The organism is Bradyrhizobium sp. CCBAU 45394 (assembly GCF_028128655.1).
Classification (GTDB): Bacteria; Pseudomonadota; Alphaproteobacteria; order Rhizobiales; family Xanthobacteraceae; genus Bradyrhizobium; species Bradyrhizobium diazoefficiens.
In genome coordinates this window covers 194,540-209,779 of the sequence record NZ_LBIX01000175.1, presented here as the reverse complement: position 1 = coordinate 209,779, position 15,240 = coordinate 194,540, and the positions used below count along the sequence as shown (strand labels likewise).

Genomic DNA, 15,240 nt, shown 5'->3' with positions numbered 1-15,240 from the left:
CATCGCTCTTGCGGGCTCGATTGAGCATTGCCCCGCCCACCGAGCGGCATCCGAAGCAACCGTCTGGCCTATCCCGGCAGCGACTCTTCGCCGACCTTGGGCCAATAGGTTCCAAAGCTCCAGAGGCCGCCCTCGGGATCGCGCGCCGCGAAATCGCGGCTGCCATAATCGGTATTGTAGGGCTCCATTTCGATCGTCGCACCGGACGCCTTCACCTTCTCATAGAGTGCGTCGGGATCATCGACAGCCAGATAAATGGCATCCGTACGGTGGCCGCCGATGTCGCCGACCCGCTTTGCGTACGCATCATCGCGATGCGCACCGAGCATGAGGATTGATGATCCAAATGCCAATTCGGCGTGAACGACCGTGCCCTCCTTGCGATAGACCACGCGTTCGGCGAAGCCGAGAACGTTTTTCAGCCAAGCGATCATCGCCTCCGGATCCTTGCAGCGCATGGTGTGGTACAGGCGCGGTGCTTCATAGCCATTCTGCTGGTTCATGAAATTCTCCGGGAAATTATCCAGGTCTATTGCAGCGCCAAGCCTAGTTCGATCGCACCAGTCCGGCTTGAACAAATGGGACCGGACGCTACCCGCCGCCGTCCCGCATCAGGCGTGGATCCGCAAGATCGAGCCGCGCGGCCCATCCGGTCGGCGTCTCGCCGCTGAATAGCCGGAAGTCGCGGGCAAGATGCGCCTGGTCGGCATAGCCGGCGTCTGCCGCGACGGCTGCCCAGCCGCCTGTCCCGTCCGTGCGGGCCAGTGAGCAGGCCCGATGAAAGCGCAGCATCTGGGCCATTGTCTTCGGCGGCACGCCGATCTCGTTGTGGAAGCGGCGCGCCAGATGCTTGCGGCTCCAGCCTATGTCGGTGGCAAGCTCGGTGATCCGGACCGCGCCTGCCCGTCGCCAGAGCGTATCGAGGGCGAAAGCGATCGCCGGCGAGGGCTCATGCACGGCGCGACGATGCACGAAGTCTTCCACGATCTCAAATCGTCGCTGCCATCCGACCGCCTCGGCAACCCTGGCGCGGAGGTTCTCGCCTTCCCGTCCCAGAATGTCGTCCAGACCGACCATGCGCGCGGTCAGATCCGGCACTGCTCCTCCGAAGAAGCGATACGCTCCAAGCGGGGTGAAATCGACCTGAACGCATTCGGCGCGGCCATCGGATTCGATAAGGACCGGTCCGGGAAAGAGACCAGCCGCGAAACTCGGCTGAGCGTCGGCAACATCCGGCTCGCGCCCAAGTGCAATACGGAAGGGTGTCCCCAAATTCACGAGAAGAGGCAGCGCAAGCGGCGCTGCGTGCCGGAAGCCGGCCAACCCGACGCCGCGCTCGCGATAGAACGAGATGCTGGAGACCAGCCGCGCAAGGCGTGGCGAGGCGGGCCGACGGATGACATCGGGGTTTGCGGCAGCGTCCATCGCGCGCAGCATAGCGCCGCAGCGGTGCCCCTCCAAGTGGACGGCGCGCCCCGCCTTGCCCGTGTGGTGGCTAGCGGTTGCGCATCCAGTCGGCGAGGCCGGACAGCGCCTTGTCGAGGTCCTGCCGCGCGGCAGCGTCCGTGACCGTCTCCTCCAGCGCGCCGCGCATGCAGGTGAGCCACGCATCGCGTTCGGCATCGCCGATGGCAAAGCCGATGTGACGCTGGCGCAGCCGTGGGTGTCCCTTGTCGACGGAATAGAGTCTTGGGCCGCCGGTCCATTCGGTGAGATAGCGCTTCAGCACGTCCCTGATCAGGCCGAGATCGGCTGCATGCATGGCGCGGATGACTTGCGCCTCCGGCAGCGTATCCATCCGTTCGTAGAAGCGATCGACCAGAAGGTCGATCGTGGCACTGCCGCCGATCCGCTCGAACATGGAGATTGCGACGTCGCTATCGGTCATCATTTGTCTCGAGGCTTGCTTGCTGGTCGTTGATACAGTGTTGCCGGAGGTCGCGCAAAATCCTTGCTGTCGTCCCGGACAAGCGCAGCGAAGCGGAGCGCTGATCCGGGACCCATAACCACAGGGGGTAGTTTTGCGATGACTCGTGGTTACCAGCTCGCGCAACAACTTCTCCCTGGGGGTATGGGTCCCGGATCGGCGCGCGCTTGTGGCGCGCTTGTCCGGGACGACAGTGGAGTGTGTAGCTGTAGCGAGCTCGAAACGACCTACAGCGCCACGCTGCGCAGACCAAAGCTGCGCGCTTCGTTCTGGAGCACCGGGCGCACCGCGTCGATCAGGCGCGCGGCGGCGGCATCGACGGAGAGGCCCGCCGTGTCCACCACCGCCGTCGCACGCGAGTACAGCGGCTCGCGGCTCAAGAGGATGTTGCGCAGCTCGGCCATCGCGGAGCGGTCGTCCGCCATCGGGCGCAGGTCGCCCTGGCGGCGGACGCGAGCCATGTGCTCCTCGGGCTCGGCCTTCAGCCAGATCGTGTAGAACGACGACAGGATCTGGTCGAAGGTCAAAGGCTCGGAGACGATGCCGCCGCCGGTCGCCAGCACCATCAGCTCGTTGCGCGCGAGCAGCTGTTGCAGCGCCGCCTGCTCCATGCGGCGAAAGCCTTCCTGGCCGTACAGCGCGATGATCTCGGCGACCGAGAGGCCGTTCTGCTGCTCGACCTCCTTGTTTAGCTCGACGAAGCTCCAGCCGACCTTCTTCGCCAGGATCTTGCCGAGCGTGGACTTGCCGGCGCCGCGCAGGCCGATCAGCGCGATGCCGCAGAACGGGGCGCGCCGCGGCGCGGATGCGCTGCCGCCGGCGAGCACGTCCTTGGCCTGCGCGATCTGCGCGGGCGTCGCCTTGCGCAGGAGATCGCGAAACATCTGCCAGTCCGGCGTCGGATCGGCGCTGGGCAGCAGATCTTCGAGATGCGCGCCCATCGCGTCGGAGACGCGGCGGAGCAGCACGATCGAGACATTGCCCTTGCCGCTTTCGAGCTGCGCGATGTAGCGCTCCGAGATTCCTGATACCTTGGCGAGCACTTTGCGCGACATGCCGCGCAGTGCGCGCGTGGTGCGCACACGCTGGCCGAGCTGTTCGAGGAAGCGGGATTCAGCGTCGGGACTGTCGGTCATGAGCCTTCTTTACAGATGTCCTGCGGCGCGTTTTAATGAAACATAATGCCTGCTGGCATTGACAGCAAGCCGCCGCGGTGTCTTTCTATGAATTATAATTCTAAATTCAGGGGAGAAGTCCGTGAGCGAGGGATCCTATAACGCGGTGACCTGGCTGCTCGACCGTAACGTCGAGGAGGGGCGCGGCAACAAGCTCGCCTTCGACGACACCGTCTCGCGGCTGACCTATGGCGAGCTCCAGCGCGAGAGCCGCCGCGCCGCCAACATGCTGCGCCGTCTCGGCGTCCGCCGCGAGGAGCGCGTGGCGATGATCATGCTCGATACGGTCGATTTCCCGATCGTGTTCCTGGGCGCGATCCGCGCCGGCATCGTGCCGGTGCCGCTCAACACGCTGCTGACCGCGGACCAGTACGCCTACATCCTCGCCGACTGCCGTGCCCGCGTGCTGTTCGTTTCCGAAGCGCTCTATCCCGTCATCAGGGACGTCGTCGGCCGCATGCCGGATCTCGAGCATGTCGTCGTCTCCGGCGCCAAGCAGAATGGCCACAAGCAGCTCGCCGAGGAGCTCGCTGATGAGAGCGACCAGTTCACCACCGCCGCGACTCATCCGGACGAGCCGGCATTCTGGCTGTATTCGTCCGGCTCGACCGGCATGCCCAAGGGCGTGCGCCATCTGCATTCGAACTTGCAGGCGACTGCGGACACCTACGCCAGGCAGGTGCTCGGCATTCGCGAGAGCGACGTCTGCCTCTCCGCCGCAAAGCTGTTTTTCGCCTATGGTCTCGGCAATGCGCTGACCTTCCCGATGTCGGTCGGCGCAACCGTCGTGCTGAACAGCGAGCGCCCGACTCCGGCGCGCATGTTCGACCTGATGAACCGCTATAACCCGTCGATCTTCTACGGCGTGCCGACCTTGTTCGCGGCGATGCTCAACGACGAGACGATGAAGAGCGAGCGTGGCGGAAAGAGCTTGCGCATCTGCACCTCGGCCGGTGAGGCATTGCCCGAGTCTGTGGGCAACAGCTGGAAGGCGCGCTTCGGCGTCGACATTCTCGACGGCGTCGGCTCGACCGAGCTCTTGCACATCTTCCTGTCGAATGCGCCCGGCGACATCAAATACGGCTCCTCCGGCAAGCCGGTGCCGGGCTATGCGGTGCGGCTCGTCAACGAGGCCGGCCAGGACGTCGCCGACGGCGAGGTCGGCGAGCTGCTGGTCGATGCGCCCTCCGCCGGCGAAGGCTATTGGAACCAGCGCCACAAGAGTCGCCGCACCTTCGAGGGCCCGTGGACCCGGACCGGCGACAAATATGTCCGCGACGCCGAGGGCCGCTACACCTTTTGCGGCCGTGCCGACGACATGTTCAAGGTCTCCGGCATCTGGGTCTCGCCGTTCGAGGTCGAGAGCGCGTTGATCACGCACCCGGCGGTGCTGGAAGCCGCCGTCGTGCCCGAGGCCGATCCGGAAGGCCTCTTGAAGCCGAAAGCCTTCGTCGTGCTGCGTCAGGGCGCGAAGACCGCGAACTTGCAGGAGATGCTGAAGGAGCACGTCAAGCAGAAGATCGGCCCGTGGAAATATCCGCGCTGGATCGACGTGGTGGACTCGCTGCCGAAAACGGCGACGGGGAAGATCCAGCGGTTCAAGCTGCGGGAAGGGGCGAATTGATTGGCTTCGTCATTCCGGGGCGCGCGAAGCGCGAACCCGGAATCTCGATCCGCAGACTGCAATCTCGGGATTCCGGATCAACTCGCTTTGCGAGTTGTCCGGAAATGACGGAATGAATGGAACCGACAGCATGACCAACCTCACCCCCACGGGCTTCCTCAGCGTCAGTGGCGCCAGCCTCGAATATAAATGGCTCGCGCCGCAATCAGCGGAGGCACCGACCATCGTCATGCTGCACGAAGGTCTCGGCTCGGTCGGGCTCTGGGGCGACTTCCCGGAACAGCTTCGAGAGGCGACCGGTGCCGGCATCTTCGTCTATTCGCGTGCGGGCTACGGGCAGTCGAGCCCGGTCGCGCTGCCGCGGCCGCTGGATTACATGCACCGCGAGGCGCTGGAGGTGCTTCCGAAACTGCTCGATGCGATCGGCTTCAGGCGCGGCCTCCTGCTCGGCCATTCCGACGGTGCCTCGATCGCGACGATCTACGCCGGCGCGCACCAGGATCATCGCCTGAACGGCCTCGTGCTGATCGCGCCGCATTTCATCGTCGAGGACATCTCGGTGAAATCCATCGCCGCGATCAAGACCGCCTATGAGACCACCGATCTCAAGCCGAAGCTCGCGCGCTGGCACAAGGACGTCGACAACGCCTTCTACGGTTGGAACGGCGCCTGGCTCGATCCGAAATTTCGCGACTGGGACATCTCCGAATACCTCGCCTATATCCGCGTCCCTGTCATGGTCCTGCAAGGCGTGGACGACCAATATGGCACACTGCGCCAGGTCGAAATCGCGCAGGAAGAGTGTTATTGTCCGGTAGATTTGAAAATTATTTCAGGCGCGGGCCATTCCCCGCATCGTGAAGCGCCGGGGGCGACGCTTGACGCAATTGAGCAATTTGCAAAGGCGGCCCTGCGCGACGATCAGGGACTTCAGGGACGCGCCGCATGATGTTGCGGAGGCGCACCTCGCATGAGTGCGCCGCCGAATGCGAGCGGCCCGCTGCCGTGGCCGCAATGGGCCTATGTGCCGGGCGAGGCCGGGCTCGATGCCGACTACGAGACGCTCGCCATGGCCAAGGCGCTGGTGCCTTCGGCGTTTCGCGGCCATGTGCCGGCGCGCCATCCGGCGCTGCGCTACGGGCTCGCGCTCAACGACCGCGGCTATTTCTGGGAAGCGCAGGAGGTGCTGGAGGCGGTGTGGGCCGCAGCGCCCCAAGGCGGCCGCGAGCGCATTCTGCTGCGGGCCTGCATCCGCATCGCCAATGCGAATTTGCGGCTGCGCATGCAAAGGTCGCATTCGGCGGCACGGCTGTTTGGCGATGCGCTGGCGGAGCTGCGCGCGCTGAGCTCGCGCAAGGCGGCGGCCGGCGACGGCTTTGTCGAGAGCTTTCCCATTGCTGCGCTGACGGCCTTGCTCCAGGCCAAGCTCGGTCGTCCCCAGCTCTCCAAGGCCGACTGGATCGCACTCGGCGCCATCGTGCGATCCTAGGCGCTGGCATGAAACAAAGTGCATGTATTGGCTGCTAAGGACTAGACGCGCTCTGAAATATGCACTATTGTGCATCTAACGTTAAAACCAAGACGAACTCAAGGGTGGCCCATGGCCGGGGAAGATCGGCGCCTCGCAGGCGGCGCGACATTCATCGATTTCCAGACCGAACCGTCCCGCTACAAGCACTGGAAGCTCGCGGTCGACGGTGACGTCGCGACCCTGACCATGGACGTCGACGAGAACGGCGGCCTGTTCGAGGGCTATCTGCTCAAGCTCAATTCCTACGACCTCGGCGTCGACATCGAGCTTGCCGATGCGATCCAGCGGCTGCGCTTCGAGCATCCCGAGGTGAAGGTCGTGGTGATGCGCTCGGCCAAGAACCGGGTGTTCTGCGCCGGCGCCAACATCCGCATGCTCGCGGGCTCGACCCACGCCCACAAGGTCAATTTCTGCAAGTTCACCAACGAGACCCGCAACGGCATGGAGGATTCGTCCGAGAATTCCGGCCAGCGCTTCATCACCGTGGTGAACGGCTCGGCCGCCGGCGGCGGCTATGAGCTCGCGCTCGCGACCGACCACATCCTCCTCGCCGACGACGGTGCCTCTTCGGTGGCGCTGCCCGAAGTGCCGCTGCTCGCGGTGCTGCCGGGCACCGGCGGCCTCACCCGCGTCGTCGACAAGCGCAAGGTGCGCCGCGACCATGCCGACTTCTTCTGCACCATCGAGGAAGGCGTGAAAGGCAAGCGCGCCGTGCAGTGGCGTCTCGTCGACGAGATCGCGCCGAACTCGAAGCTGGAAGGCAGGATCGCCGAGCGCGTCAAGGAATTTTCCGCGGCCTCCAGGCGCAGCGGCAGCGGCAAGGGCATTGCGCTGACGCCGCTCAGGCGCATCATCGACGAGACCAGCCTGCGCTACGGCTTCGTCACCGTCGACGTCGATCGTGCCGCCCGCATCGCCACCATCTCGATTAAGGCGCCGGAGGCGGCGCCGCCGGCCGACATCGACGGCATGATGGCGCAGGGCGCTGCATTCTGGCCGCTCCAGGTCGCGCGCGAGCTCGACGATGCCATCCTGCACTTGCGCATCAACGAGCTCGAGATCGCCATGCTGGTGTTCAAGAGCCATGGCGACCGCGCCCATGTGCTCGCATCCGATGCCTTCCTTGAAGCCAACAAGGCGCACTGGCTGGTCAACGAGATCAGGCATTACTGGAAGCGCGTGCTCAAGCGTATCGACGTCACCTCGCGCACGCTGGTGACGCTGGTCGAGCCCGGCTCCTGCTTTGCCGGCACGCTCGCCGAGCTCGTCTTCGCCGCCGACCGCTCCTACATGCTGATCGGCACCCGCCAGGGCGACAACCGCCCGCCGCCCGCGATCGAGCTGTCGGCGATGAATTTTGGCCCGTATCCGATGAGCCATGGTTTGACGCGGCTTCAGTCTCGCTTCCAGGCCGACCCGGCCGATCTGGAACGCGCCGAAGCCACCATCGGCACGAGCCTGGACGCCGAAGAGGCCGAGGAGCTCGGCCTCGTCACCTTCGCGCTCGACGACATCGACTGGGACGACGAGGTCCGCGTGTTTCTGGAGGAGCGCGCCAGCTTCTCGCCCGACAGCCTCACCGGCATGGAAGCGAGCCTCCGCTTCGTCGGCCCGGAGACGATGGAATCAAAGATCTTCGCGCGCCTCACTGCCTGGCAGAACTGGATCTTCCAGCGCCCGAACGCGGTCGGCGAGGAGGGCGCGCTCCGCCGTTACGGCAGCGGCCAGAAGCCGAAATTCGATATGACAAGAGTTTAGGGAGAAGCACGGCCATGAACATGAACATCATGAACGTCGACTACTCGACCAAGATTCCGAACAACGTCAACCTCGCCGAAGACCGCCAGGTGCTGAAGGCACTCGAAGGCTGGCATCCCGGCTACATGGACTGGTGGAGCGACATGGGGCCGGAAGGCTTCCAGGAGTCGCTGGTCTATTTGCGCACCGCTTATTCCGTCGATCCGCGCGGCTGGGCCAAGTTCGACTATGTCCGCATGCCCGAATATCGCTGGGGCATCCTGCTTGCGCCGCAGGAAGAAAATCGCGTCGTTCCGTTCGGCGAGCATTTTGGCGAGCCGGCCTGGCAGGAAGTGCCGGGCGAGCATCGTGCCATGCTGCGCCGCCTGATCGTGATCCAGGGCGACACCGAGCCCGCCTCGGTCGAGCAGCAGCGCCATCTCGGCAAGACCGCGCCCTCGCTCTACGACATGCGCAACCTGTTCCAGGTCAACGTGGAAGAGGGTCGTCACCTCTGGGCGATGGTGTATCTGCTGCAGAAATATTTCGGCCGCGACGGCCGCGAGGAGGCCGACGATCTGCTCCGCCGCCGCTCCGGCGACGCGGACGCGCCGCGCATGCTCGGCGCCTTCAACGAGGCGACGCCGGACTGGCTGTCCTTCTTCATGTTCACCTACTTCACCGACCGCGACGGCAAGATGCAGCTGCACAGCCTCGCGCAGTCGGGCTTCGATCCCTTGTCGCGCACCTGCCGCTTCATGCTCACGGAAGAAGCCCACCACATGTTCGTCGGCGAGACCGGCATCACCCGCGTCGTGCAGCGCACCTGCGATGCGATGCGCGAAGCCGGCATCACCGATCCCACCGACATCGCAAAAGTCCGCGCGCTCGGCGTCATTGATCTTCCGACCATCCAGAAGAAGCTGAACCTGCACTACACGCTGTCGCTCGACCTGTTCGGCTCGGAGGTCTCGACCAACGCGGCCAACGCCTTCAATGCCGGCATCAAGGGCCGCTATCACGAGACCCAGATCGAGGACGATCACCAGCTCAAGAACGCCACCTATCCGGTGCTGAAGTTCATCAACGGCGAGATCAAGCTGGTCGACGAGCCGGCGCTGACTGCGCTCAACATGCGCCTGCGCGACGATTATAGCCAGGATTGCGTCAAGGGCATGCTGCGCTGGAACAAGGTGATCTCGACCGCGGGCTACGACTTCAAGCTGACCTTGCCCAACGTCGCCTTCCACCGCCACATCGGCGAGTTCAAGGACGTCCATGCGACGCCCGATGGCATTTTGATCGACGATGCGACCTGGGCGAAGCGCAAGGACGAGTGGCTGCCTTCGACAGCCGACGGCGACTTCATCACCTCGCTGATGCAGCCCGTCACCGAAACCGGCAAGTTCGCCTCCTGGATCTCGCCGCCGAAAGTCGGCATCGACAACAAGCCCGGCGATTTCGAGTACGTGAAGATCGAGTCGTAGGCGCGGCCTGCGAGACGCGACGACCGCGCCATACGAAGACTGTCATCACCCGCGAAAGCGGGTGATCCAGTATTCCAGAGACAACGCAAGGATACCGAGAAGCCGCGGCGTACTGGATGCCCCGGTCAAGCCGGGGCATGACAGCGGAGTGTGAGGCGCCGCCGCCTGCCCTCCCTAATCCCCTGACGCGCGACGCCTACCCCGCGATCTCCAGCCCGGCATTGGCGTAGACCACGCCGCCGTCGACGGCGATGGTGTTGCCGACCACGTAATCGCCCGCACGCGAGGCGAGATAGATCGCGACCCCTGCCATGTCCTCGTCGGTTCCGATGCGCCGCGCCGGAATGCGCTTGGCGACGTCGTCCGCATGGTCGCGCGCGGCCCGGTTCATGTCGGACTTGAACGCGCCCGGCGCGATCGCGGTGACGTTGATGTTGTCCTTGATCAGTTTCGTCGCCATGCGCCGGGTCAGATGGATCACGGCGGCCTTGCTGGCGGCGTAGGAATAGGTCTCGCTCGGATTGACGAAGATGCCGTCGACCGAGGCGATATTGATGACCTTGGCCGGATGTTCCGCGCTTGCCGCCGCGCGCAGCGGCTTCGCCAGCGCCTTGGTCAGGAAGAACAGCGACTTGACGTTCAGGTCCATCACCTTGTCCCAGCCGCTTTCCGGGAATTCGTCGAACTCAGCGCCCCAGGCGGCGCCGGCATTGTTGACGAGGATGTCGAGCTTCGGCTCCAGCTTGATGATTTCGCCGGCGAGCTTGTCGCAGCCTTCGACGGTCGAGATGTCGATCGGCAGCGCGATGCACTCGCCGTCATAGAGAGCCGAGAGCTCTTTCGCCGTCGCCTCGCACGGGCCGGCCTTGCGCGCGGTGATGTAGACCTTCGCCGCGCCTTGCGCGAGGAAGCCCGCCGCGATCATCTTGCCGATGCCGCGCGAGCCGCCGGTCACGAGTGCGATGCGGCCTTTGAGCGAGAACAGATCGTTGAACATGGTACCTCCCTTTGGTGGCGCTCGTTTTGGGCGGGGAGGGGGAGGGAGTCAATCTTGTCGTCGACCTGGCCTTCGCCAGAACGACGGCAGAGATTGCGGTGATAGCGGTGGACGACAGAAACTTAAGCCGCCGCAATCCGGCGAAAGCCGTTCCACATCGCGGTCGCGGCGCCCGAGGTCAGCACCGGCAGGATCCGCGTGTCCTGGTAGTTGCCGTTGAGCGAGATGCGCGGCAGCGCGGTCATGTGGCCGGCGTTCTCGGCGAACAGCATGCCGGGCCGCGTCGTCACCGCGGTCTTAAAGCCGGCCGATGCGGCCAGCGCAAATTCGCGCATCCCGGCCGCCTCGCGGTCGCCATAGGGATAGGCGAAGTGCAGCACGGGACGCTCCAGCACCCGCTCGATCCGCGTGCGGCTCACCGCCATCTCCTGCGCGGCGATCTCCTCGCTCTGCCTGGCGAGATTGCAATGGCTGATGGAGTGCGCGCCGATCGTGACCAGCGGGTCTGCGGCCAGCTGCTTCACCCCGTCCCAGGACAGGCAGAGGGTGTGGCACAGCGCTTCCATGTCGACGCCGTGCCTGGCGCAGAGCGCTGCGATCTCGCGCGCGAGATCGTGCTCGCCCGGCAGCGCGCGCAGCCAGTCATGCAGGCGGTCGAACGCCGCCTGTTTCGCGGCAGGCGTCGTCGCGTCGAGCCGCAGCGCGGAATTGCCGATCTGCACCTCGATCTGCTCGGCCCTGGCGATCACGGCCTCCAGCGCGGTCCACCACAGCCGCCCCGTGCCCTCGGCGAAATCGCTGGCGACGTAGACCGCCAAAGGCGCGTCAAATTCGCGCAGCACCGGCAGCGCATAGTCCAGATTATCGCGATAGCCGTCGTCGAGGGTGAAGGCGGCGAAGCGGCGGGTGAACCTGCCCTGCACCAGCCGCTCATGCAGCTCGTCCATGCTGACGATGTCTATGTCGCGCGAGCGCAGATGGCTCAGCGTCGCGCGCAGGAAATCCGGAGTGACTTCGAGATGTCGGTTCGGCTGGAACGTGGCCTCGCGAGCCGGCCGCACGTGGTGAAGCATGAAAATGGCGCCGACGCCCGACAAAAGCGGGCGCAACAGGTGGTGCGCCCCGCTGAAATAGAGTGCTCCCAGCCCGGCGCGGATGACGTTGTTACGAAGTTGTTTCATGACCCGCTGGCGGACTCTGGCATTCCGTCCTCAACTTACGGAAGAACCCTTGAAGAAAAAGTTATTCCAATTGTCCACGCAAAGGCCTTGCGAGGGCCGCCATTTCCGGTTTGACAGCCTGCCAAGGGTTTGTTTTGTCTCCGGTTCCAGAGTTCGGGTCGTCGAATGCAGAAGCTTTTCAGGTGGGCCAGCAAATGGTGGCCAGGGCTGATCCCCCTGGCCGTCATGTGGGGATTTGCGGCCTGGAATAACACCTTACCGGTCGAGGCGGACCTGTCCGCCCGCAGCTCGGCGGCGCTCAAGGAGACCGTTCTGGACAAGACCCGGATCGCGGTGGACGGCCGCGATGTCAGCCTGGCCGCGGACGCCTTTTCCGAGGAAGGGCGCCGGGACGCGGTAATGGCGGTGGAGATCGTCCCGGGCGTGCGCCTGGTCGACGACCGGACCCGCCTCGTTGCCGAGGCAAAACCCTTCGTCTGGAACGCCGAGCGTGACGTGGTGCGGGTGACGCTGTCGGGCTCCGCGCCCTTGCCGTCGATCAAGGCCCGCCTGACGGAGGCGGCACGCAAGGAGGTCGGCGGCGTCGAGGTCGCCGATCAGATGGGGCTGGCACGTGGCGCGCCGCCGCGCTTCGAGGCCGCCGCGATGCTGCTGCTCGACCAGATCGGCAAGCTCAAGGACGGCAAGATCACGATCTCCGACACCAAGATCAACCTGTCGGGCATGGCGCGCGATCTCGGCGGACGCGAGGCGATCGCGGCCGCGCTGAAGAACTTGCCGGAAGGGTTCTTGATCGCCGCCAACGACATCAAGGCGCCGCCCTATATCTTCCAGGCCTACAAGGATCCGGTTGCCGCGACCGTGACGCTGACCGGCTATGTTCCCGACAACAACGTCCACGCGGCGATCGCAACCAGCGCGTCGCGAAAATTCTTCAACGAGAAGGTCGTCGACAATCTCAAGGCCAGCCTCGGCGCCCCCGGCGCCTTCAACCCCGCCGTGGTCGCAGCGCTCGGGGCGCTGTCGCGGCTGTCGACCGGCACGCTCGTGGTGTCCGATCGCGAGGTGAAGCTGTCGGGCGATGCGCTCTATGAAGGCGCCGGCAACGATATCCGCGCGGGCCTTGGCAAGGACTTCCCGAAAAACTGGCAGTACAAGCCGGAAATCACGGTGAAGCCCGCGGCAGGCCCGGTCGACGGCACCGTCTGCCAGCAATTGTTCTCCGAGCTCCTGAATAAGGGCAAGATCCGCTTCGCCACCAAGCGCGCCGACATCGATCCGGACTCGGCGGGAATCCTCGACCATCTGATCGAGACGGCGCTGCGCTGTCCCACCACCAATATCGACGTCGCCGGGCACACTGATGCCGACGGTGAGGACGCGTTCAACCAGGCACTCTCGGAGAAGCGCGCGCAGGCGGTGATCGACTATCTGGTCAAGGCCGGCCTGCCCGCCAGCCGCTTCACCGCGATCGGCTATGGCAGCACGCAGCCCGTCGCCGGCAACGACACCGACGACGGCAAGGCGCAGAACCGCCGCATCGAATTTCTGGTGAGGTGACGATGCCCTATCTCGTTTCGTTCCATCTGGGCTGGCTGATCGGATCGCTGGTGCTGGGCTTTTGCATGGGCTGGATCTCGGTGGTCCAGCGCGGCAACGGCACCTCGAAGGTCACCGCGCGCTGGCTCGCCGCGCTCGCCGTAGCGCTGGTCGCGGCCTCGCTCGCGCATGTGGTCCCCGGCCGCTTCGGCTACTGGCTCGACCTCGGCCTCATCATGTTCGCCTGCTACCTGGTCGGCTGCACCATCGGCGCCTGGTTGCGCGACCGGGTGGTCTCGCGGAGCCAGCCGGCGGCTTGAGTCCTTGGTTCGCGTGAGGCCATCGCTCTCTCGCTCCCTCCCCCCTTGCGGGGGAGGGAGCGTACCGCCATCGGCGCGCTAGGCGAGGCTCATCCCATCAGTTCCAGATCCAACATTGCGATAACAGCCTGATCGGAGTGCGAAATCGCCGAGCGATGAAACTACGCTTGACATTAATACGTACGTACGTATTCTTTTGCTCATGCCAAAGCCTTCGCTCAAAGACGCCATCCTCGACGCCGGCCTCAAGGTCATGTTCCGAACCGGCTATCACGGCACCAGCGTGCGCGACGTCACCGCTGCGGCGGGCGCGCCGCAGGGGTCCTTCACCAACCATTTCCGCTCCAAGGAAGCGTTCGCTTCGGAGGTGCTCGACCGCTACTTCGACGTCACCAGGGGGCTGGTCGCAGAAGCGCTTGAGGACACGACGCTGACGCCGCGCGCGCGCCTCAAGCGCTATCTCGACATCATCACCGGCCGGCTCGAGGCCGACGGTTATGGCCGTGGGTGTCTGATCGGCGATCTCAGCCTGGAGGCGACCGGCAGCAGCGAAATGCTGCGTACGCGCCTGACCGAGATTTTTGCCGAATGGCGCGTGCCGTTCGCGGCCTGCATCGCCGAGGCTCAGGCGCGCGGCGAGATCGCATCCGATTTCGAGCCCGGGGAGCTTGCCGACTTCCTGCTCGCGTCCTGGCAGGGCGCGATCCTGCGCATGAAGGTCGATCGCAATCCGAAAGCGCTCGAACGTTTCAAGACCATCGCATTTCAGACCGTGTTCAAGGAGCTGACATGAGCAAGCCAATCGAGATCGAGATTCGCAGAGCGCCCGTGCTGGGAAGCAGCATAGCTTACCGCGAGACGGGTGCGCAGGATGCGCCGGTCGCGCTGTTCCTGCACGGCAACCCAACCTCGTCGCACATCTGGCGCAACATCCTGCCGTTGGTGTCACCGGTCGCGCATTGCATTGCGCCCGATCTCATCGGCTTCGGCCAATCCGGTAAGCCTGACATCGCCTACCGCTTCTTCGACCATGTCCGCTATCTCGATGCGTTCATCGAACAGCGCGGCGTCACATCGGCCTATCTCGTCGCGCAGGACTGGGGCACGGCGCTCGCATTTCATCTCGCCGCGCGCCGGCCGGATTTCGTACGCGGATTAGCCTTCATGGAATTCATCCGCCCGATGCCGACCTGGCAGGATTTCCACCATACCGAGGTCGCGGAGGAGCAAGATCATGCCGAGGCAGCGAGGGCGGTCTTTCGCAAGTTCAGGACGCCGGGCGAGGGTGAGGCCATGATCCTCGAGGCGAATGCGTTCGTCGAGCGCGTTCTGCCCGGCGGAATCGTCCGCAAGCTCAGCGACGAAGAGATGGCGCCCTATCGCACGCCGTTCCCGACGCCTGAGAGCCGTCGCCCCGTTCTTGCGTTTCCCCGCGAACTGCCGATCGCAGGCGAGCCTGCCGATGTCTATGAGGCGCTCCAATCCGCCCATGCGGCGCTGGCCGCATCTTCCTATCCGAAACTGCTGTTCACGGGCGAACCGGGCGCGCTCGTCTCGCCGGAATTTGCCGAGCGGTTTGCGGCCTCGCTGACGCGTTGCGCGTCGATCCGGCTCGGCGCGGGATTGCACTATCTGCAGGAGGACCACGCTGACGCAATCGGCCGATCGGTGGCCGGCTGGATCGCCGGCATCGAAGCGGTGCGTCCGCAGCTCGCCGCGTGA

General features: G+C 64.9%; 15 protein-coding genes. 9 read left to right on the top strand and 6 right to left on the bottom strand.

Annotation, left to right across the window (positions count from 1 at the left end):
- Nucleotides 1-68 precede the first annotated feature (68 nt).
- From WN73_RS36285 to WN73_RS36270, 4 genes are all read right to left on the bottom strand, one after another.
- Nucleotides 69-578 (bottom strand): VOC family protein, encoded by a 510-nt coding sequence (locus WN73_RS36285; protein ID WP_333925646.1) that lies wholly within the window; start codon nucleotides 576-578, stop codon nucleotides 69-71.
- Between the two features lie 13 nt (nucleotides 579-591).
- Nucleotides 592-1,437 (bottom strand): helix-turn-helix domain-containing protein, encoded by an 846-nt coding sequence (locus tag WN73_RS36280; protein WP_271557026.1) that lies wholly within the window; start codon nucleotides 1,435-1,437, stop codon nucleotides 592-594.
- Nucleotides 1,438-1,495: 58 nt separating this feature from the next.
- Nucleotides 1,496-1,888, bottom strand: coding sequence for a group II truncated hemoglobin (locus WN73_RS36275; protein WP_161533006.1), 393 nt, complete (start codon nucleotides 1,886-1,888; stop codon nucleotides 1,496-1,498).
- 266 nt (nucleotides 1,889-2,154) lie between these two features.
- A complete protein-coding gene (locus tag WN73_RS36270) occupies nucleotides 2,155-3,063 on the bottom strand; it encodes a helix-turn-helix transcriptional regulator (protein ID WP_011083896.1) in 909 nt (302 codons plus the stop codon).
- Between the two features lie 121 nt (nucleotides 3,064-3,184).
- On the opposite strand from WN73_RS36270, the gene WN73_RS36265 reads away from it, so the two are divergent.
- The 5 genes from WN73_RS36265 (at nucleotide 3,185) to boxB (ending at nucleotide 9,481) form a co-directional block, all read left to right on the top strand.
- Nucleotides 3,185-4,726, top strand: coding sequence for a benzoate-CoA ligase family protein (locus WN73_RS36265; RefSeq protein ID WP_011083897.1), 1,542 nt, complete (start codon nucleotides 3,185-3,187; stop codon nucleotides 4,724-4,726).
- 130 nt (nucleotides 4,727-4,856) lie between these two features.
- Nucleotides 4,857-5,675: an alpha/beta fold hydrolase gene (locus WN73_RS36260; RefSeq protein ID WP_171463734.1), complete on the top strand. Its 819-nt coding sequence runs from the start codon at nucleotides 4,857-4,859 to the stop codon at nucleotides 5,673-5,675.
- Between the two features lie 21 nt (nucleotides 5,676-5,696).
- Nucleotides 5,697-6,215: a DUF309 domain-containing protein gene (locus WN73_RS36255; protein WP_271557023.1), complete on the top strand. Its 519-nt coding sequence runs from the start codon at nucleotides 5,697-5,699 to the stop codon at nucleotides 6,213-6,215.
- A gap of 111 nt (nucleotides 6,216-6,326) precedes the next feature.
- Entirely contained in the window at nucleotides 6,327-8,015 is a 1,689-nt protein-coding gene (gene boxC / locus WN73_RS36250) for a 2,3-epoxybenzoyl-CoA dihydrolase (protein WP_271557022.1), read from the top strand.
- A 14-nt stretch (nucleotides 8,016-8,029) separates the two neighbouring features.
- Nucleotides 8,030-9,481 (top strand): benzoyl-CoA 2,3-epoxidase subunit BoxB, encoded by a 1,452-nt coding sequence (gene boxB / locus WN73_RS36245; protein WP_011083901.1) that lies wholly within the window; start codon nucleotides 8,030-8,032, stop codon nucleotides 9,479-9,481.
- Nucleotides 9,482-9,677: 196 nt separating this feature from the next.
- Here the strand turns inward: boxB and WN73_RS36240 are convergent, their stop codons facing one another.
- Together WN73_RS36240 and WN73_RS36235 are read right to left on the bottom strand one after the other, a co-directional pair.
- Nucleotides 9,678-10,478, bottom strand: a complete 801-nt coding sequence (locus WN73_RS36240) for an SDR family NAD(P)-dependent oxidoreductase (protein WP_060909410.1) — start codon at nucleotides 10,476-10,478, stop codon at nucleotides 9,678-9,680.
- A gap of 122 nt (nucleotides 10,479-10,600) precedes the next feature.
- Nucleotides 10,601-11,659 carry a polysaccharide deacetylase family protein gene (locus tag WN73_RS36235; RefSeq protein WP_271557017.1) on the bottom strand — a complete coding sequence of 353 codons (1,059 nt, stop codon included), beginning with the start codon at nucleotides 11,657-11,659 and terminating at the stop codon, nucleotides 10,601-10,603.
- A 165-nt stretch (nucleotides 11,660-11,824) separates the two neighbouring features.
- Here WN73_RS36235 and WN73_RS36230 point away from each other — a divergent pair, with 165 nt between their 5' ends.
- The 4 genes from WN73_RS36230 to WN73_RS36215 all read left to right on the top strand — a co-directional run bounded on the left by WN73_RS36230 (nucleotide 11,825) and on the right by WN73_RS36215 (nucleotide 15,240).
- The gene (locus WN73_RS36230; RefSeq protein ID WP_011083904.1) at nucleotides 11,825-13,219 is read left to right on the top strand and encodes an OmpA family protein; all 1,395 of its coding nucleotides are present in this window, start codon (nucleotides 11,825-11,827) and stop codon (nucleotides 13,217-13,219) included.
- A gap of 2 nt (nucleotides 13,220-13,221) precedes the next feature.
- Nucleotides 13,222-13,518 (top strand): hypothetical protein, encoded by a 297-nt coding sequence (locus tag WN73_RS36225; protein ID WP_028172731.1) that lies wholly within the window; start codon nucleotides 13,222-13,224, stop codon nucleotides 13,516-13,518.
- Between the two features lie 202 nt (nucleotides 13,519-13,720).
- Nucleotides 13,721-14,311 (top strand): TetR/AcrR family transcriptional regulator, encoded by a 591-nt coding sequence (locus WN73_RS36220; protein WP_028172732.1) that lies wholly within the window; start codon nucleotides 13,721-13,723, stop codon nucleotides 14,309-14,311.
- Complete coding sequence (locus WN73_RS36215) at nucleotides 14,308-15,240, top strand: haloalkane dehalogenase (RefSeq protein WP_028172733.1); 933 nt, start codon at nucleotides 14,308-14,310, stop codon at nucleotides 15,238-15,240. Before WN73_RS36220 ends, WN73_RS36215 begins: the two co-directional genes overlap by 4 nt.